Annotated in this window: 14 protein-coding genes; 2 read left to right on the top strand and 12 right to left on the bottom strand. The window is 72.4% G+C overall.

What is annotated here, in order from left to right:
* Window positions 1–217 precede the first annotated feature (217 nt).
* The 9 genes from AB0G17_RS26110 to AB0G17_RS26070 form a co-directional block, all read right to left on the bottom strand.
* The gene (locus AB0G17_RS26110; protein ID WP_361387530.1) at window positions 218–1,315 is read right to left on the bottom strand and encodes an acyl-CoA dehydrogenase family protein; all 1,098 of its coding nucleotides are present in this window, start codon (window positions 1,313–1,315) and stop codon (window positions 218–220) included.
* On the bottom strand, window positions 1,312–2,496 hold the full coding sequence (locus AB0G17_RS26105; RefSeq protein ID WP_361387527.1) for an acyl-CoA dehydrogenase family protein: 1,185 nt from the start codon (window positions 2,494–2,496) through the stop codon (window positions 1,312–1,314). The genes AB0G17_RS26110 and AB0G17_RS26105 overlap by 4 nt, the downstream gene beginning before the upstream one ends.
* Window positions 2,496–3,461 carry an NADPH:quinone oxidoreductase family protein gene (locus AB0G17_RS26100; protein WP_361387524.1) on the bottom strand — a complete coding sequence of 322 codons (966 nt, stop codon included), beginning with the start codon at window positions 3,459–3,461 and terminating at the stop codon, window positions 2,496–2,498. Before AB0G17_RS26100 ends, AB0G17_RS26105 begins: the two co-directional genes overlap by 1 nt.
* A gap of 171 nt (window positions 3,462–3,632) precedes the next feature.
* Entirely contained in the window at window positions 3,633–4,898 is a 1,266-nt protein-coding gene (locus tag AB0G17_RS26095; RefSeq protein ID WP_361387521.1) for a TIR domain-containing protein, read from the bottom strand.
* Window positions 4,899–4,902: 4 nt separating this feature from the next.
* Entirely contained in the window at window positions 4,903–7,851 is a 2,949-nt protein-coding gene (locus AB0G17_RS26090; protein ID WP_361387518.1) for an alpha-amylase family protein, read from the bottom strand.
* Window positions 7,848–9,014, bottom strand: coding sequence for a hypothetical protein (locus AB0G17_RS26085; protein ID WP_361387515.1), 1,167 nt, complete (start codon window positions 9,012–9,014; stop codon window positions 7,848–7,850). The genes AB0G17_RS26090 and AB0G17_RS26085 overlap by 4 nt, the downstream gene beginning before the upstream one ends.
* Entirely contained in the window at window positions 9,011–9,907 is an 897-nt protein-coding gene (locus AB0G17_RS26080) for a MoxR family ATPase (protein WP_361387512.1), read from the bottom strand. Before AB0G17_RS26080 ends, AB0G17_RS26085 begins: the two co-directional genes overlap by 4 nt.
* A gap of 55 nt (window positions 9,908–9,962) precedes the next feature.
* Window positions 9,963–12,173 (bottom strand): NACHT domain-containing protein, encoded by a 2,211-nt coding sequence (locus AB0G17_RS26075; RefSeq protein ID WP_361387509.1) that lies wholly within the window; start codon window positions 12,171–12,173, stop codon window positions 9,963–9,965.
* Complete coding sequence (locus tag AB0G17_RS26070; protein ID WP_361387506.1) at window positions 12,173–13,069, bottom strand: DUF4231 domain-containing protein; 897 nt, start codon at window positions 13,067–13,069, stop codon at window positions 12,173–12,175. Before AB0G17_RS26070 ends, AB0G17_RS26075 begins: the two co-directional genes overlap by 1 nt.
* A gap of 71 nt (window positions 13,070–13,140) precedes the next feature.
* Between AB0G17_RS26070 and AB0G17_RS26065 the strand changes: the two genes are divergently transcribed.
* Window positions 13,141–14,070 (top strand): SDR family oxidoreductase, encoded by a 930-nt coding sequence (locus AB0G17_RS26065; protein WP_361387503.1) that lies wholly within the window; start codon window positions 13,141–13,143, stop codon window positions 14,068–14,070.
* Between the two features lie 14 nt (window positions 14,071–14,084).
* Here AB0G17_RS26065 and AB0G17_RS26060 read toward each other — a convergent pair whose 3' ends face one another.
* The 3 genes from AB0G17_RS26060 to AB0G17_RS26050 form a co-directional block, all read right to left on the bottom strand.
* Window positions 14,085–14,921, bottom strand: coding sequence for an enoyl-CoA hydratase/isomerase family protein (locus AB0G17_RS26060; RefSeq protein WP_361387500.1), 837 nt, complete (start codon window positions 14,919–14,921; stop codon window positions 14,085–14,087).
* Window positions 14,922–15,036: 115 nt separating this feature from the next.
* Window positions 15,037–15,777 carry a PIG-L deacetylase family protein gene (locus tag AB0G17_RS26055; protein ID WP_361387497.1) on the bottom strand — a complete coding sequence of 247 codons (741 nt, stop codon included), beginning with the start codon at window positions 15,775–15,777 and terminating at the stop codon, window positions 15,037–15,039.
* A 62-nt stretch (window positions 15,778–15,839) separates the two neighbouring features.
* The gene (locus AB0G17_RS26050; protein ID WP_361387494.1) at window positions 15,840–17,171 is read right to left on the bottom strand and encodes an alpha/beta fold hydrolase; all 1,332 of its coding nucleotides are present in this window, start codon (window positions 17,169–17,171) and stop codon (window positions 15,840–15,842) included.
* Between the two features lie 136 nt (window positions 17,172–17,307).
* On the opposite strand from AB0G17_RS26050, the gene AB0G17_RS26045 reads away from it, so the two are divergent.
* Window positions 17,308–18,471, top strand: a complete 1,164-nt coding sequence (locus AB0G17_RS26045) for a betaine/proline/choline family ABC transporter ATP-binding protein (RefSeq protein ID WP_361387491.1) — start codon at window positions 17,308–17,310, stop codon at window positions 18,469–18,471.
* Window positions 18,472–18,629 lie beyond the last annotated feature (158 nt).

Below are 18,629 nucleotides of genomic sequence, written 5' to 3'. Positions count from 1 at the left end.
AGGCGGCGGCTCACTTGTTCGAGCAGGCGGCCGCGGTGAGGGCCAGTGCTCCGGCCAGCGCCGCGGCGCCCGCTCCCCGTATCGCCCCATGGATCGAACGGGCGACCATGCCCCACACCCCTTATTGAAGATCGACCGTTATTGCGAACTGTTCGCAACAGCTCGCAATTTAAACAGCACGCAAAGGGGTGGTCAAAATCGGGACACTCGACGCGGACTATGCCGGTCCGGGCAGCCCCACGATCTCCGCGACCGCCGCCCGGTGCTCACCGGCCGAACCCAGCGCTCCCTGCGCCGACTTGGCCCGCTTGAGGTAGAGGTGCGCGGGGTGCTCCCACGTCATCCCGATGCCGCCGTGCAACTGGACGCACTCCTCGGCCGCGTGCACCGCGACCCGCGAGCAGTACGCCTGCGCGACCGCCACCGCGAGCGGCGCCTCCGGGCTCCCGGTCGCCAGCGCGTCGGCCGCGTTGCGCGCGGCGGCCCGCGCCGACACCACCTCCAGCCACAGCTGCGCCATCCGGTGCTTGAGCGCCTGGAAGGAGCCGACGGGCCGGTTGAACTGCTTGCGGTCCCGGGTGTACGCGACGGTCTCGGTCAGGCACCACTCCGCGACGCCCAGTTGCTCGGAGGCGAGCAGCCCGGCCCCGGCGAGCAGACCGCGCCGGACGGCGGCCCGGCCGGTCTCCGCGTCGGCCAGCAGCGTGCCGCGCACACCGTCGAGGACGACGTCGGCCAGGGGGCGGGTGAGGTCGAGCGGGATGAGCGGGGTGATGGCCGCCTCGCCCGCCTCGACCGCGTAGAGCCCCTGCCCGGTCGGCACGAGCAGCACGTCGGCGGTGGCGGCGTCCGCCACGGTCCGCACGATCCCGTCGAGCCCGCCGCGCGGCCGCGCGGAGTCGGGCCCGTACGAGAACGGCACGGCCAGCACGGCGGTCTTGCGCCCGGAGGCCAACTCGCCCAGAAGCGCGGCGACTTCGGCGACCGTGGTGTCGAGCCCGAGCAGTGTCTCGGTGGCGATGACGGAGCTGGTGAGGTACGGAACGGGGGCGACGCTCCGGCCGATCTCCTCCAGGACCACCGCGGCCTCGCGGTGCCCCGCGCCCTGGCCGCCCAGCTTCTCCGGCACCAGCAGCCCCGCGAGCCCCATCTCGGCGCCGAGCGCCTGCCACAGCCGGGGGTCGTAGGGGGTGTCGGACTCGGCGCGGGCCAGCGCGGACGGGGTGTCGGTGCGGGCGGCCAGCAGGGAGCGCACGGCGGCCCGGAGGTCTTCCTCGGCCTCGGAGTACAGCAGGTCGGGGGCGGTCTCGGTCATCGGGCCAGGTCCTTCCAGGCGATGTCCTTGTCGTTGCGCGGCTCGGCGGGCAGCCCGAGGACGCGCTCGGCGACGATGTTCAGGAGTACCTCGCTGGTGCCGCCCTCGATGGAGTTGCCCTTCGAGCGCAGATACCGGTATCCGGCGTCCCGGCCGGTGAAGTCGACGAGCTCGGGCCGGCGCATGGTCCAGTCCGAGTACAACAGCCCCTCCTGACCGAGGAGTTCGACCTCCAGGCCGCTGATCTCCTGGTTCAACCGGGCGAAGGAGAGCTTCATGCCGGAGCCCTCGTAGCCGGGCTGGCCCGCCGCGAGCTGCTGGCGCAGCCGCTCGCCGGTGAGGCGGGCGACCTCGGCCTCGACCCAGAGGGTGAGCAGGCGCTGGTGCAGGTCGTGGGTGCGCAGTTCGGGGCGTTCGCGCCAGGTGCGCGCGACGGAGCCGATCATCCCGCCCTCGCGGGGCTGGCGCATCCCGCCGATGGAGACCCGCTCGTTCATCAGGGTGGTCTGCGCGACCTTCCAGCCGTCGCCGACCGCGCCGAGGCGGTGGGTGTCGGGGATGCGGACGTCGGTGAGGAAGACCTCGTTGAACTCGGCCTCCCCGGTGATCTGGCGCAGCGGCCGCACCTCGACGCCGGGGTCCGTCATGTCGCAGATGAAATAGGTGATGCCCTGGTGCTTGGGCAGGTCGGGGTCGGTGCGGGCGATCAGGATGGCCCAGCGGGCGAGATGGGCGCTGGAGGTCCACACCTTCTGTCCGGTGACCACCCAGTGGTCGCCGTCGCGAACGGCCCGGGTCCCGAGCGCGGCGAGGTCGGACCCGGCGCCCGGCTCGCTGAACAGCTGGCACCACACCTCCTCGCCGACCCACAGCGGCCGCAGGAACCGCTGCTTCTGCTCGTCGGTGCCGTAGGTGAGCACGGTGGGCGCGGCCATGCCGAGCCCGATCCCGATCCGGCGCGGGTCGTTGTCGGGCGCGCCGGCCGCCGCCAGTTCGGCGTCGACGACCGGCTGGAGCGAGCGCGGCGCCCCGAGCCCGCCGAGGCCCACGGGGTAGTGCACCCAGGCGAGCCCGGCGTCGAAACGGGCCTTGAGGAAGTCGAGGGCGTCGGTGGCCGCGGGCGGGTGGGCGGCGAGCAACTCGCGTGTACGGGCGATCAGTTGGGCGGCGTCGACGCTCATCACCGCGCTCCTTCCGGGAGGACGACCACACGGCCGGTGGTGGTGCCGTCGGCGACGCGCTGAACGGCGGCGGCGGCGTCCTTCATCGGCACGCGCTCGCTGATCAGCGGCTTGACAGCCCCCTGAGCGGCGAGCTCGGTGAGCTGCTCGTGGCAGCGCAGGATCGACGCGGGGTCCTTCTGCGCGTACAGCCCCCAGTGCAGGCCGACGATCGAATAGTTCTTCACCAGCGCGTGGTTGAGGGCGGGGGTGGGGATGCTGCCGCTGGCGAAGCCGACGACGAGGATGCGGCCCTCGAAGGCGACGCACTTGGCGGACTTGGCGTACGCGTCGCCGCCCACCGGGTCGTAGATGACGTCCGCGCCGCGGCCGCCGGTGGCCTCCTTCACGGCGGCCACGATGTCGTCGGTGCGCCGGTCGATGACGAGGTCACACCCCAGCCGGCGGGCGATCTCTGCCTTCTCGGCCCCGCCGACCACCCCGATGACCTTGGCCCCGGCCGCCTTGCCGAGCTGCACGGCCGCACTGCCCACCCCTCCGGCGGCGGCGTGCACGAGCAGCGTCTCGCCCGCCCGGAGGTTGGCCCTGCGGTGCAGCCCGAACATGCCGGTCTGGTAGCCGATGTGCAGGGCGGCGGCCTCGGCGTCGTCCAGCGCGTCCGGCGCGGGCAGCAGTGCGCGCTCGTCCGCGATCACGTGGTCCGCGAGCCCGCCGAACGGCAGCACGGGGTTGGCGATGACTCGCCGCCCGTCCTCGGTCTCGCCGCAGATCTCCACCCCGGGCGTGAACGGCAGCGGCGGCTTGATCTGGTACTGCCCCCGGCACAGCAGCGCGTCCGGGAAGTTGATGTTCGCGGCGCGCACCTTCAGCAGCACCTGCCCCGGGCCCGGGGTGGGGCGGTCGACCTCTTCGAGCCGCATCACCTCGCCCGGCTCGCCGTTCTCGTGCACTCGCCATGCCTGCATTCGGGGCCTCCACGCGCTGTAGGCGGTACGGCTGCGTACCCTTGCTCGTGGGCATACTAAGCGGTCGCTTGCCCGAGAGGGAACAGGCACAGGGCGGACGAGGCGAGACATCACCCCTCCCCGCCCCCAGCACCCCACTGTTCCGGCCACGCCACGCGGGCCCCTCGGTTGCTACTCCCGCGCCCCCGCCAGCTTCCGGAACTCCCTGTGCGTGATCACCATGTCCTGCTCCTGGCCCGGCGTCAGCCCGGCGATCCGGGCGGAGCTCCTGCACCCTCGCGCGGTGGCCGCCTGTTCGTGGGCGAAGACGAACAGCAGCCGGGGAAACGCGACGAGCAGGCGGTCGAGGAGTTCGGCGTCGGGGGGTTGGTACAGCACGATCGTGAACGGCCCCGACTCCGCCTCATGGCGGGCGAGCAGCCGCCGTAGGGTCTCGTCGTCGTGCTCCATACCGAACCCGATCGAGTCCAGTACGCAGGCGCGCACCTCGGCGATCACGCCCTCGACGAAGTCCGCCGCGTCGTGGCGCGGAGCGGGTTTTCGCACCATCCACGAGTCCGGGGTCTCACTCGCCCTGCGCACGTACATGTCCGGCGTCTCCTTGAGCGTCGACCCCAGCAGCGCCACCCGGTCGCCCGCGCCCTCCCCGACCAGCCGCAGCTGATCGGCCGCCTTCTTGGGGACCCGGGCGAACGGCACGACCAGGTCCACGATCTCCTGCCGGTGCTCCCGGCTCTTCACCTTGGGCAGGAAGTGCTTGACCGCCTTGCGCATCGCGCAGCTGTCACCGACGTTCTCGACCGGCCGCTCCGCCAGCAGCCCCTGCACCACCGCATACCGCGAGTGGGCACGCGCATAGGCGAAGGTGGCGACTCCCAGGATCTCCGCCGTATGCTCCAGGGCCGCGTCCGAGAGGTCGGAGATCCGCCCCACGAGGAAGTCGGTGACCTCCGGATACGGGAGCGCGCCCTGGCGTTCGACCAGCGGCCGCAGTGTCCTGGCGATCTTCGCCGGGGGCCGGTCGGGACCGTACTGCCGCCTCCAGTCCACCATGTCGAACCGGCCGAGGTTCAGCTTGCCGAGCCCGCTGTCGGGAAGCTGGCGCCGCCGGACTCCGGGCAGCGTCACAGGCAGCACCACGAAGGCGTCGTCGGTCCAGGCCCGCTCGGCGTCGGCGACGATCGCCTCCACCATCACGTAGTACGAGTCGAGCGCGTGCGGCGACAGCAGGAGGATCATGCCGTGGCACTTCTTGATCTCGGTGAGCACTTTGCCGTACCAGAGGTCGCCGCCGTTCAGGATGCCCTTGTCGACGATCGGTTCACAGCCCAGGTCGACGAGATGCGCTTCGAGCGCGAGCAGGTAGGACCGGCAGTCGCACCCGGACTCGGGGGTGCACTGCGAACTGTGGCTGAGGAAGATCCGGGGACGTGCCATGCCACTACTCCCCGGCGCCGGAGGCGGCGGTGCGCGGTATCGGGAGCAGCCGGTACCAGCGGACGGCGCCGCCGTCGACGGCCACGGTCGCGGGGGTGTCGTCGGTGCACGGGACGACGGTTCCGTCGAACAGGTCCAGGAGCCGTGCGTCGCCGTCTCCGCCCAGGTCGTCCGGGGTGATGTGGAGCGTCTCGCGGTCCACCCCGGCGTTGGTGACGCACAGCACGATCTCGTCACCGTGGCGCCGTACGACCCCGTGCAAGTCCACTGGCGCGAAGGGGAGTTCATGGACGTCACCTCGGGACAGGGCAAGGTGGTCCCGGCGCAGCTCCAGCATCCTCGACACCTCCGGGTTCTGGCTCTGGAGGAGAGACAGCGGAGCGATGGGACATCCTGGCAGACCGAGCAGCACTCGCAGGGGCAACGCCGTCCGCCCGGGTGCGGTCAGGTCGTCGGGCAGCAGATGGCCCCACTGCGCTCCGGGCCTGGCCGTGGCCAGGGGTAACTGGGCGTCGATCAGTGCGCTCCTGACCAGGGCGCCTTCTGTCACGCCAATGATCAGCTCCCCCTGCACGGCCTTCACCACGACATCGCAGGCCGCGTTCAGGGCGCCAGTGGCGCCGAGGTCGGAGACCGCCATGGCGGGAAGCCCAGGGGTGTGCGTACCGATGAGCACCCGGTCGTCGTAGCCGTCCAGCAGATGGCGCACATCGCGCAGTACGTCCGCGTCGAGGCGGCGGTCGTCGAGCAGGCGCAGACCGTCGACGTCGTGGTCCAGCCATTGGCGCATCGAGTTGAGGATCCGGCCGACCGGCGCGTCGTCCATTGCCGTCAGGTCCATGTCGACGACGATCCGAACGCCATGGTGGTGGGCGGACATGAGCAGGGACACGAAGTCTCCGAAGTTGCCCTGGGAGTCGGGGATTTCCTCTTCGTGGGGGATTCCCTCCACTTCACCCCGGCCAGTCGGGGTGATCGGTCCGACGGCCAGGCAGGTGACGCCCGCGGCCCGGACCGATGCCATCGACTCCGCCAGGTCGACGAACGAGACCGCGTCCCGGCCCGCGCGCACCTCGGCGATCACCTCGCCCCGGATCCAGGCGGGCACGTCCACCGGGTTGGACACGGCTTCCGTGTCCGGTGTGACGACGTACTGCCGACCGTCGTCGGTGGTGAGCTCGACCGGTCCGCCCGTGCCGGAGACCGCCCATTCGCCGCCGGGCAGCGCGAAGACGCGGTCGGCGCAGAAGCCCAGCCGCCGTACGTGGCGTACGAACGCCCCTGCGGTGAGGTCCCACAGCAGGAGCCTGGAGTCACCGCCCACGGCCGCGACCCAGCGGCCGTCCTCGCTCATGGCCAGAGAGGTGATCTGCCAGGGCGCGGAGCCGAAGTCGATCCGCATCTCGTCGTTGTCGTCGGGGTCGCCGACGACGCACCCTTCAATCTGTCCGTCCGCACGCGCCCAGACAAGGTGCGCCCCGTGCCGCGTTGCGGCCACGGCGGTGACCTCACGACCCCTGAGCCTCCGCGACACCCCGTCGTCATACAACGTCAGCCCGCCCCATCTGTCGACCACTACGAAGCGAAACACCTCGTCCAACAGCCACAAAGCCCGCGGCGGAGCGCCTTCGCCGCCGAGATGCTGCACCCCCAACGGCCCGGCCAGGAAGAACTCGTCGCCGTGGCCTCTGAGCCGCTCCAGGCCCCCTTCACGGTCTCCCGGAAACCGCACAAGGAGAGCCGTGCCCCCTTCAGCAGGCCCCTCAGACGAGTACTCTCCCGTGCTGAGTTCGTACTCGATCTCCCGTCCCCCCTCGATCCAGGCCAGGTCCGCCCCGTCCGCCGACAGGCTGAGGGACTTCCGTGGCGGGCCGCCGTCCTCGGCGGGGATGCGCCCCATCTCCGTGCCGTCGTCCGCGTGCAGCACGATCGTGTAGTCCGCCAGCAGTACGGCGTACCGCGCACCCACCTCCGTACGAGAGGCGACCGCCACCTCGTAAGCCGCCCCGGCGTGCGCCAGGCCCAGGACGGGCTCGCCACTCACCGACAGCCGCTGCACCACGGTGAACGGGAGGAGGACGCTCTGATCCTCCATCAACTCCAGCTGCACCGGAGCCGATTGGGGTGCGAGCACACTCGCCGCCTCGACCCGCGCCGTACGCACCCCCGTCGCCATCACGTGACGAGCCCCGTCGGCGGGCGGGCGGCTGAGCACCAGGCCGTCGGAGCGGGCCACCACGCCGACGGGAATGTCCCGCTGTACGAGGGCACGTGCGGCGGCGGTCGTGCCGGGCGGACGGGAGAAGAGGTCCTCCGGCGGTGCCAGGCCGAGGCGTTCGGACGACGCCACCTGGATGCGCCAGGCGTCGTCGTACTGTCGCACCCCGCTCGGCAGGCGCGGCATGTAGTGCAGGGCCCAGCGACCGATCTCGTCGCCGGCGTGGCCCGTCGCCGTGACCGCGTGCAGGACGCGCCGCAGCTGCTCGCCGATGTACTGGGGTGTCGAGGTGGCCGGAAAGAGATCGGCCCACAGCAGATCCTCGAACCAGCGGGCGATGGGCTGCGCCCCCAGATGCGCCTCGACCATCAAGTCCCGTACGTCCTGGATGAATTGGCGGGGCCGCCGGGCCAGGCGCCGCCGCAGGACGGCCGCCGCGGCCGGGTCGAGCAGCAGGGAGGAATCGCTCGCCGCCTCCACCAGCGGGGAGAACCACAGCTCGGCCTCAAGGCCCGCCGTCGAGCGGGGCAGGAAGCGCAGCCGGACGCGTCGCAACAGCGGTCGCTCCACTCCGGCGGCGAGCGACAGGCACTCGGCGAGCCGGACGAGCTGGGGCCGGCTCCGCGCGAGCTGGGGGATGTACTCCTCCATGGTGCGTTCGGAGTGGTCGGAGCGGTCGGAGCGACCGGACCGTGACGGCAGATGCGCCTGCGGCGCCTCGGGGTGGCTCGTCATGGGCTCTCCAGCCACCCGCGCGCCCGCGCCGTCGCCTCCCGTGCGTGCCGCAGCGAGACACGACGGTCGAGGGGGACGAACGCCACCTTCTTGCGCAGCACGGCCGGATAGTCGGCGCTCTCGTACGGAGTGAGACAGATGACGGGGCAGCCGGAGTGCGCCACGGCGTGGACGAACGCGCGCCACTCCAGTGGACCCGCGACGCCCCGCCCCGCGAACGGCGGCCGCATCCGGCCGAGGTCGGAGAAGAGGATCACCGGTGTGCCGGGCGGCGGTGGCCGGTACGGGTCGATCGTGAGGGGATCCTGGCGCACCACGCCGCGTCCCGGCGCGCCACGGAACCTCAGCACCTCGACCCGGTCGCGTCCGGCGATGCTGCCCACCAGGTCGCGCAGCCACACCCCGTCGTCGCGGAACGGCGCCATGCCCGGACCGTGATCGAGCAGCAGTTGCGCACCGCGCCGGGTGCTGAAGCGCCGTCGGCGCGGCACGGCGCGCAGCGCCTGGCCGCCCGCGACGCCGCGCAGCAGCGCCCGCTGGTCGAGCTCCCTGCTCGCCACCGGGGTGGCCGCCACCGCGAACATGATGCCCCGGGCCCAGTCCCCCTTCCAGGGCGGTTCGTGGGAGAGCGGGGTGGCGTTCGTCCTGCGCGCCGGCAGCTCGGCGCCGGAAGCCACCTCGTCCGCCACGGTGGCTTGCGGCGCGGGTCCGCCGATCGCGGTGAGCGAGAAGTCCACCGGCCTGTCGGCCAGCAGGACCGCCCGCTCCGCACCCCCGTGCTCGTCCTCCGGCGGCCCGGAGAGGTCCGGCCGGTCCGCGCGCGGCGCCCGCTCGGCGGCGACGGCCAAGGGAGGCCGCGCGGGCGTGCGGCGCAGGGGCGGGCCGGATACCGGCTCGGTACGCACGGCCCTGGCGTCGCCGCTCCCGCTGCCGCGACCGGCGGCCCGGACCGCATGGCTCTGCGGAACCGCCGTGGGCACGCGGCCGCTCTGCCCCAGCAGCGCGGCCATGGCGGCGAGGGTGGCCAGGTCGGCGGGCTTCAGTTCGGCCATGGCGCGCACCAGATCACCGAGGAAGAGTTCACCGCGCCCGACCCCGGCCCCCACCCCGCGCCCGGCTCCGGCTCCGGCTCCCACCCCGTGCCCGGCCACGCCCCCGCTCACGCGCTCGGCTCCGTTCCGTCGCGTCGTTTGCGCAGGGTCACCGCCTCAAGGGCGGTCCACTCCGGCGTGCCCGGCACCACCCCGAGCTGCTGGCTGGCTTTGAGCGCGTCCAGATACTCGGCAGTGCTGGGCCCGGCCCCCGGATCCTCCAGCGTTCTGCGTACGTCCAGGATGTGCGTGGCGACCTTCTCCGCGAGCTCCGGTTCGTACCGCTCCCCGAGATGCGAGGCCGCCACCCTCAACAGGTGTTTCGTGCTGGGGGCCCGCAGCTCGAACACGATGCAACGGCGCAGGAACGGCCGGGGAAGCTCGCGCTCGTCATTGGTCGTGATCACCACGAACGGCGCTCGCTCCGGCGGTACGGAGACCGACTGCTCGTGGTCCCACGGTACGGGGAACGAGAGCGAACCCAGCGGCCCGAGCAGGCTGTTGGGCAGATCCGGGTCCGCCTTGTCGATCTCGTCGATGAGGACGACCGACCGCTCGCCGGACGCCTCGAAGGCCCGCCACAGTGGGCCCTTGGTGTAGTAGTGCCCCTTGTCGTCGACGAGCTTCTGCGCCTGGGCGTCGTTGAGCCGCTGCATGGCGTCGAACCGCCACAGCAGGTCCTCCGGCTCGGTGCGGGCCGTGACGACGTGCGCGTAGTACTCCCAGCGCTTGATCCTGGCCACGTTGGGGGCGAGGGTGGACTTGCCGGAGCCGGGCGGGCCGAACAGGAGCAGGGGGCGTCCCGTCTTGAGCGCGACGTTGACCGCGAGGACGACTTCGTCGTCGTCGAAGACGTACACCTCGTCGTCGGCGGCGTACCGCCCCGGGCCGGGAGCGGGGCCATCGGCGCCGTCGCTCTCAGGACCGTGGGCCTTCGGGTCGAACTCCTTGTCGTACCGCAGCACGCGGCCCTCCCTCAACGGTGCGTCCGGAAGTCATTCTGCACGTCCGGGTGCCGCCTCATGCGCGGACGCCGGAACGCGGCACGAGCTCCACTCCCGGCAGGCTGCGCCGCAGCCCCTCCAGGTCGAACTCCCCCGCGGGCACGGGGAATCCGAGGACCCGCAACCGCTCCGCCCGCGCCACCGTGGCGAGCACGGCGGCCCCGGGGTTCGGTGACACGTCGAGGAACACCACGCCGGTGCGGGAGAGCGCCGTGAGGTCCGTGAGGGCCGGACACCCGGTGATCCGCAGCGTACGCAACCGGCGCAGCGGGGCGAGACCGCCGAGGTCCGTCAGGCCGGGGCTGTCCGCGAGGACCAGCATGCGCAGCAACGGCATTCGGCTCAGGACGGTGTACGGGGGCGTGGCGCCGCGCCAGACCACGTGGTGGACGGTGGCGGCGAGCCGGTCGAGGTCCGTCGGGACGTCGGTGCCGGTGAGCTCCAGCGTCCCTGGACCGGCGGCCACGCGCCGTGGCGCGGTGGTCCATGTCTCGACCCGGACGGCCTCGGGCTCGGGCCGGGCGGGCGGGCGCTGGACGCGGGCGGCGCGCACCCTGCGGGCGGCGACGAAACGGCGGACCAGCTCATGGGCGGCTGGACCTCCGATCCGCTGGGCGGTGCGCACGGTCATGCGTGCTTCGGGTCCGTCGGGGTCGAGGCCGTCGGGATCCGGCAGCAACTCCAGCACCAGTTCGCCCACTTCGGCCAGCGCGTCCGCCTCGTCGGCCGTGCGGGGCGGAATCAACTGCCTCAGTCGGTCGACGATCTGTTCACGGAGCGCGGGGTCGACTTGGACGGCGTACCCCAACCCCGCCCCCACCAGCACATGGAGGCGGACGCGGCTCCGCGGGTCGCGCCCGGCACGGTCCAGCAGTCCCCGGAACAGCTCCGTGCACTCGCTCGACCGGGCATGGCCGAACGCCAAGAGAACGACGTCCTGCCAGTTCGGGTCGTCCGCCCTGGCGACCAGCAGCCCCAAGTCCCCCTGCTCTACGGCCGCTTTCGCCGCGAGGTAGGACTGGAAGCTCCGGGAAGCGAAACCGATGCGGTCGGGGGCGGCCGACTGGAGCATGCCGCTGCGCTCCCGGAGATACGCGAGGACCGACTCGGGCGTCTCTCGCGCGGCGACGGCGGGAAGCGACGGCAGTAGCCCGGCGATCAGCCCGTGGGCTCTGCGAAGGTCCACCTCGGTCCGGCCGTTGCGCTGCAACCAGTAGGCGAGGTGTTGCAGCAACTGGGTCTGGGGTTCTTCTCCGATTTCCGTCATGCCGGGCGCCGAGACGCCCCGCTCCGCATCCCGTCGTACCAGCATCATCGAGAGAACGGTGCGATAGAGATCCAAGCGGGTGTGGGGCAGCCGGCCTCTCCGCTCGTTGTGGACGGCGCACAGCAACGAACACATCAGGGGGTTGCTCGCCAGCTCGCTCAGGTCGGGCCGTCCGGTGACAGTAGCCAGCAGGTCGTCCCGGCGTTCCCGCAGTCGCGCCCCCTCCACCGATTCGGCGGCGTCCGCCGAGGTGACGGCGTACCAACGGGTGATGAGTTCCTGAATGCCCTCGGAATTCAGCGGGGCCAGTTCGATGGAGGCGAACTCCCATTCCGCCAGCCATGATTCGGGCACGGCCTCGGTCCGCGTCGTCACCACGTACGAACAGAGTGGATACGCCGTGAGCAGCTCGCCCAGCCAGGAGCGAATGTCGGCCCGCTCGGACTCCGCCACCTCGTCGACGCCGTCGATGAGCAGGAGGCCACGCCCCGCCGCGAGTACGCGCTCCACCCAGCCCACCGGCTGCTCGTCCGCGATCACCAGACCCGCCGCGGCGAGGAACTCCGCGGGGCGCGGAAGCCCACGGCGCTGCCCGAGACTCCGCACGGGCAAGACGAAGGGGAGGTGTTCGTGCAGGTGGTCGTCGGTGCTCCGCTGCCCGCGAGCGGCCGAGACGGCCGTCCACCACAGCAGCGTCGTCTTTCCGGAACCCGGGGCACCGCGCACCAGCATCCGGCGGCCTCCGGCCAGCACACTCCCCGGTTTGACCGCCGTGGACTCCCCGGCAGCGCTGAAGATCCTGAGATCGGTGTACAGGTCGCGCAGCGGCCAGCCCTTCTTGGAGTGTCTCGGCCGGAGGTCGACACCGAAGAGCTCAACCCGGTCGTACCTCTTGGCCACGAAGTCGAGGTACCGGTTCTCGAACGCCGCATCCGACAGCGGCTCGGCGGAGCGTTCCATCAGCCGACCGTCCAGCGGATCATCCACGCCTCGTTCTGGATCGAGATGACATGCTCGCACTCGGCCACGAACGCCTCAGCCGCTTCGGGCGTCCCCACACCCCCGGCCGCCCCCTCCCACCGCGCCAGCAACCGCTCCAACTCCTCGGCCGTACGCAGGAATTCGAGCTGCTGATACGCGTACCGCTGGGCGATCGCGTGTGCGGTCAGCGCCACCGAGACCGACGCCACCACCGGCACCCACGCGGCGAGCCCACCGACGGAGAACACGCCGGCGGCCGCCGCCAGTACGGCGGCGAGCCCGCCGAGGGCCAGCTCCACCCGGCCCGCCAGGACAACCTTGCCCCGCATCCACTCGGCCTTGGGCCGGTAGTACGTCTCGATCTGGCGCCGCAGACGATGTTCGACGTACGAGTCGAGGTCGGTCACCGGCGGCAGCGGCCTCGGGAGGGCGGTGATCCCGGCGGTGTACCGGATCAGGTCGCCGCCGTCCGTCCGGTACGCGCGCCCGCGCTCGGCCAGCAGCGCACCCGCGCCCGCCAGGTCCCGGTAAGGCCCGACCTGCGCAAGGCAGGTGTACACCTCGGCCTTCAGCGCCTCGGACACGGCGCGCACCCGGATCCAGTCGCTGAGCCGGGCCGCCCCGCCACGCTGGGCGAACAGCGGTGCCGCCCCCGCCGCCAGGGCGGCGGCGAAGGCGAGCGCCTTGCCGACGCCCTCGTTGCGGCCCATCGCCTGGGCCGACCCGGTCCCGAGCACTGCCGCGAGGATCGCGAGCAGCAGGGCCTTGCTGCGCGCCTCCTCGACGGCCTTCTTCAGCCGGTCCGCACTCCGCGACCAGATGTGCTGCTGCCCCCAGACCGCCGCGATCGCCGATTCGTCCTGAGTCACTGCCACACAGGGATTTTGACGCCTTCTCAGTAGCCGTGTCTGGCGGATTCGGGGTGTTGGCGGTAGGGATTGCCGCCATGACGGACGACACCTCACCTCTGGACACCTCACCCCTGGACACCCCGCTCCCGGGCCTGCCCGCCCCTCCCCCGCCCGGCGCCCGCGCACTGCCGCCGGGGACGTACGACGGGACCGTGGTCCTGGTGACCGGCGGCGGCTCCGGGCTCGGCAAGGCGATGGCAGCCGAATTCGCCGGGTTGGGGGCGGACTTGGTGATCGTGGGACGCGGCGAGGAGCGGCTGGAGGCGGCCCGGGAGGAGCTGGCGGGACTGGGCGGGCGGGTGGTGGTGGCCGTGTGCGACGTCCGGGATCCGGAGCAGGTCGGTGCGGCCTTCGACCTGGCCGTACGGGAGGCCGGGCTGCCGGGGGTGCTCGTCAACAGCGCCGCCGCCAACTTCCCGTGCCCGGCGGAGGACTTGTCCCCCAATGCCTGGCGCGCCGTCGTGGACATCACGCTGACGGGGACCTGGTTCACGACCCGTGAGTTCGGCCGCCGCCATCTCGCGGCCGGGACGCCCGGGTCGGTGATCAACGTGGGGGCGTCGTACGCCTGGACGGGCGGTCCTGGATACGCCCCTTCGGCGGCCGCGAAGGCCGGGGTGCGGAACCTGGTGGAGACACTGGCGGTGGAGTGGGGTCCGTACGGCATCCAGGTCAACGGGCTCGTGCCGGGGCTCTTCCCGCACCCGGACATGCCTGACGCCATCCGGTCGGGCCTTGAAACGGCGGCGGCGCGGGGCGAACTCGACGCCCGGCAGCCCGCGTTACGGGTGGGCGAGCCCCGCGAGCTCGGCTGGGCGGCGACCTTCCTGGCCTCCCCGTACGCCCGCTTCATCAGCGGCCACACCCTGGTGGTCGACGGCGCGAACTGGCAGCGCCGCACCGTGGTCGCCGCGCCGGTGACACCGGTTCGGGAGCAGCTGGGGCGGGGGCCGTTTATGGGGTGAACCGGGGCCGGGCACTACTTGCCGTCGAAGCTCGGCGGGCGGCGGTCCGCCTTGGCCGCGTAACCCTCGCGGGCGTCCTCCGAGGTGAGGGTGAGGGCGGCGGCCATCGCCGTACGGTCGAGGGCGGCGGCCAGCCCGGCGTCGGCGAAGGCGTCGATGTCGCGCTTGACCGCCCGTACGGCGAGCGGGGCGTTGGCAGCGATCTCCCCGGCCAGCGCTCGCGCCTTCCTCTCCAACTCCGGGCCGGGGACCACCTGTTGGACGATGCCGAGCCGTTCGGCAGTGGGCGCGTCGATACGGCGGCCGGTGAGCGCCAGGAGCTTCGCCCAGCCCGCGCCCGCGTCCCGGGCGATCCGCAGGTCGCCGCCCGCGTCCACGGCGACTCCGATCCCGGTCTCGGGGAGCGCGAAGACGGCGTCCTCGGCGGCGACCCGGATGTCGGCCATCAGCGCGAGCTCGAAGCCGAAGCCGAGGCAGTACCCCTGTACGGCCGCGACCACGGGCTGAGGCAGCCGGGCGAACGCGGCGAAGCGCTCGTGGACCCAGCGGATGCCCTCGTAGTAGCGGTGGGTGCGCTCGGCCGGGGAGCGGCCGGTGATGGCGCCGCCGGGGGCGGTGACGTCGATACCGGCGCAGAAGGCCCGGCCGTCGGCCCGCAGCAGTACGGCGCGGATCGCGTCGTCGAAGCGGATCCGGTCGGCGAGGAGGCCGAGCTGACGGCTGGACTCCCAGCTCCAGCCGTTCAGCTTCTCAGGGCGGCAGAGGGTGAGGATGCCGAGCCCTTGCGCGGTGACGTCGAGGCGCATCCGCTCCTCACCGTCCCGGATCTCCCGGTCGAGGGTGTCGATCATCGCGATGAGCCCCCATTCCCGTACCGGACTGGTTAATTGACGGTACGTCAGAATACTGGGCGTCGGGCCCGAGCGGGGAAACCCGTCCGGCCCTGGGTGCCGACCCTGCCGTGCCCTACCGGGGGAACAGCTCGAACGCCACCGCCGGGCGGCCCCCGAAGCGGGCGGCCGCGCGCTCGGCGTTGGCGGTCAAGAAGGTGCGGCAGTACGTCTCCGGCTCCTCGTCCGTGAGGCCCTCGATGTAGGTGCGGTGCTCCATGAGCGAGTCCACCGACCGCTCGAGCCCGGCGGTCGCGTCGACGGCGTGGGTCGGGGACGTGGAACCGGCCACGGCCACCCAGCGCACGCCGTTCCAGGGCTCCAGGCCCTGCTCGATGAGCTCGGGGAAGATCCAGCGGTTGCCGGCGTCCCCGGCGGCGTCGAGGGTGGCCCGGCCGACGGCCCGGTGGTCGGGCGTGTTCCAGATGACGCCGCCCCAGGTGTCCCGGTGGTTGAGCGTGATGACCAGTTCGGGGCGGTACCGGCGGATGGCCGCCGCGATGTCCCGGCGCAGTCCGGTCCCGTACTCGATCACACCGTCCTTGTGGTCCAGGAACTCCACCGCCGAGACGCCGACGACGGCCGCGCTCGCCCGCTGCTCCTGTTCGCGCAGCGGCCCGCACTTGGCGGGCTCCAGGCCGTCGATGCCCGCCTCGCCACGGCTGGCGAGCACATACGTGACCTCACGGCCCGCGTCCGTCCAGCCGGCGATCGCGGCGGCGCACCCGTACTCCAGGTCGTCCGGGTGGGCGACGACCGCGAGGGCGCGCTGCCAGTCGTCGGGCATCTCTTCCAACTGCTTCAACTGCTCTGTCATAACCGCAGCTTACGAGGCGGGACGGGGCGCCCGCCGCGCGCCGGGTGTCACGTCCGCCCTGTCTACAACTCACCTCGTACGAGGGCGAGAAGCCGGTCCAGTACGCGCGCGCCGCCCGCCCTCACGCCGTCGTGCTCGTACTCGTCGGTGACCCAGGTGCGCAGCCCCCGCACGGCGCGGGCGGTGGCCAGCGAGTGCGCGGTGTCGACGTACATGTCGTCGTGGTAGACGGCGGCCGCCACGGGCACCTCGTTGACGGCGAGCGCGGCCGGGTCGTACAGCGGGGTCCAGTCGGTGCGGGCGGCGAGCAGCTCGGCGGTCTCGCGCAGGCTGTGCAGCGCGGGGTCGGTCTCGAAGTGCCAGGGGTGCACGGATTCGCCGGTGAAGAGGACGGGCCCGTCTCCGGCGAGCGCCTTCTCTGCCGAGAACTGGGGGAATTCCGTACGGACCCGGTCGGCCGACCAGTCGGTGGGGCGGGAATCCTGGGCGTAGATCGCCTCGTGGAGGACGGCATAGAGGGGATGGGCGGCGAAGGAGAGAGCCGCGTGCACGCCTTCCTGGAAGGCGTCGGAGAGCGCCGGGCCGGCGGCCGTGCGCACGAAGGCGTCTTCGAGGAGGTAGTGCAGCTGGTGGGCGCCGTCGCCGCCGCCCAGGAGGATGCCGAGCGACTGGAAGGCCGCCGGGGTCAGCACGTAACCGCTGGTCAGGACCGTGCGTTCGGAGGCCAGCCGCTCGACGATACGGCGCACCCGCTCGACGTCCTGCGGATAGCGGGCGTAGTACGCGGCGTTCTTGCGCTCGATGCGGGGGAAGGCGGCCCGGTACACGTCGTCCGCGTGGGCGTCCAGGGACGGCAGTCCGCCGGTGATCAGGGCGGCGGCGAGGCCCTCGGGCGCGGTGGAGAGGTAGTGGGTGGCGCAGAAGCCGCCGAAGCTCTGGCCGAGGACGGTCCAGGGCGCGCCGCCGGTGAGCCGGAGGCGGATGAGCTCGCAGTCCTTGACGATGGAGTCGGCGCGGAAGTGGGCGAGGTAGTCGGCCTGTTCGTGGGGGCCGCCGCGCAGCGGGAGGGTCTGGCGGTTGGCCGGGGTGGACAGGCCCGTGCCGCGCTGGTCGAGCAGGAGCACCCGGAAGTCGCGCAGGGCGCGCCCGAGCCAGGCCTGCTGCCCGATGAACCGCCGGGCGCCGAAGCCGGGGCCGCCCTCCAGATAGAGCAGCCAGGGCAGCCGCTCCCGGTCGGCGGCGCGGTCGGCGGCGACGACCTCGCGCGCGTAGAGCTCGATCTGCTCGCCGTCGGGGCGGGCGTGGTCGAGCGGTACGGCGAAGCGGTGGTCGACCAGGACGGTCCCGGGCTGGCGGTAGGCGGGCGCGGTGGTGCTGGTTGCGGCGGGGGTCAAGGGGGCGGGCTCCTGGTCTCGGTCGTACGTCCGGTCCGGCCCAGTGGATCACATGGGCCGGACCGAGCGTCCCCCGCCCGTCGCCATCCGGCCGACCGACAGACGGGAATTTGACGACAGGCCCTAGCGTGGATCCGTGATCAGGTTCGAGCAGGTCAGCAAGGTGTATCCGGACGGCACGAGCGCCGTCGACGGCCTGTCCTTCGAGGTGGACGAGGGAGAACTGGTCACCCTGGTCGGCCCTTCGGGCTGCGGCAAGACCACGACCATGATGATGGTGAACCGCCTGATCGAGCCGACGTCGGGCCGGATCCTGGTGGACGGCGAGGACATCGCCTCGGTCGACCCGGTGAAACTGCGCCGCCGGATCGGCTACGTGATCCAGCAGGTCGGCCTGTTCCCGCACCGCACGGTCCTGGACAACACGGCGACCGTTCCGGCGCTGGTCGGCTGGAAGAGGGCGAAGGCGCGGGCGCGGGCGGCGGAGCTCCTGGACCTGGTCGGCCTCGACCCGAAGACGTTCGGCTCCCGCTACCCGGCCCAGCTCTCGGGCGGCCAGCGCCAACGCGTCGGGGTCGCCCGGGCGCTGGCCGCCGATCCGCCCGTCCTGCTCATGGACGAGCCGTTCGGCGCGGTGGACCCGGTGGTGCGCGAGCGGCTCCAGAACGAGTTCCTGAGTCTCCAGGCGACCGTGCGCAAGACCGTCCTCCTGGTCACGCACGACATCGAGGAGGCGGTACGGATGGGCGACCGGATGGCGGTGTACGGAGAGGGCCGCATCGAACAGTTCGACACCCCGGCGGCGGTCCTGGGCGCCCCGGCGACCCCGTACGTGGCCCAGTTCGTCGGCGCGGACCGGGGCCTGAAGCGCCTCTCGGTCACCACAGTGGAGGAGGCCGACCTGGAGCAGCCCCCGCTGGCCCGCCTCGACGAGCCGGCCGACGTCGCGGCGGCGCGGCTGCGCGAGGCGGATGCGCGCTGGGCGGTGGTCCTCAACGCCTCCGGCGAGCTGCACGGCTGGGTCGCGACGGAAGAGCTCTCCCTGGCGGGAACCCCGGCCAAGGTGGCGGACCTGGCCCGCCGCATGGAGGCCTGGGTCCCGCTGGGCGCCCCGCTGAAGCAGGCGTTCAGCGAGATGCTCCAGTACGACGCGGGCTGGGTGGCGGTCCTGGACGGCTCCCACTTCGCGGGCGTCCTGACCCCCGCGAAGCTCCATGAGGCCCTGCGGCGGTCGGTGGACGCGGATGCGCAGGGGGTGGGGCGGGGCGAGGTGGAGTTCGAGTCGGTGGCGGACGCGTAGGGGGCGGGGCGCCCGTCACGCCCGGGATGTGCGTGAACGGCAGCCTCGGCAGCTGGACACCGACAGTGGCCGCCCAGGACCTCAAGGTGATCGCCGTAAAGGATCTTCGCGAACCGTCCTTCGGCCCGAAACTGATGCGGCTGGGGTGACATCCCGGC

The organism is Streptomyces sp. NPDC023838, assembly GCF_040639555.1.
Lineage (GTDB): Bacteria > Actinomycetota > Actinomycetes > Streptomycetales > Streptomycetaceae > Streptomyces.
This window is presented reverse-complemented; position numbering and strand designations above follow the sequence as displayed.

Excerpts from the sequence above, each read along its gene's own strand:
- AB0G17_RS26110 (WP_361387530.1), bottom strand. The coding sequence starts at position 1,315 with ATGACCGAGACCGCCCCCGACCTGCTGTACTCCGAGGCCGAGGAAGAC.
- AB0G17_RS26105 (WP_361387527.1), bottom strand. The coding sequence starts at position 2,496 with ATGAGCGTCGACGCCGCCCAACTGATCGCCCGTACACGCGAGTTGCTC.
- AB0G17_RS26100 (WP_361387524.1), bottom strand. The coding sequence starts at position 3,461 with ATGCAGGCATGGCGAGTGCACGAGAACGGCGAGCCGGGCGAGGTGATG.
- AB0G17_RS26095 (WP_361387521.1), bottom strand. The coding sequence starts at position 4,898 with ATGGCACGTCCCCGGATCTTCCTCAGCCACAGTTCGCAGTGCACCCCC.
- AB0G17_RS26090 (WP_361387518.1), bottom strand. The coding sequence starts at position 7,851 with ATGACGAGCCACCCCGAGGCGCCGCAGGCGCATCTGCCGTCACGGTCC.
- AB0G17_RS26075 (WP_361387509.1), bottom strand. The coding sequence starts at position 12,173 with ATGGAACGCTCCGCCGAGCCGCTGTCGGATGCGGCGTTCGAGAACCGG.
- AB0G17_RS26065 (WP_361387503.1), top strand. The coding sequence starts at position 13,141 with ATGACGGACGACACCTCACCTCTGGACACCTCACCCCTGGACACCCCG.
- AB0G17_RS26060 (WP_361387500.1), bottom strand. The coding sequence starts at position 14,921 with ATGATCGACACCCTCGACCGGGAGATCCGGGACGGTGAGGAGCGGATG.
- AB0G17_RS26055 (WP_361387497.1), bottom strand. The coding sequence starts at position 15,777 with ATGACAGAGCAGTTGAAGCAGTTGGAAGAGATGCCCGACGACTGGCAG.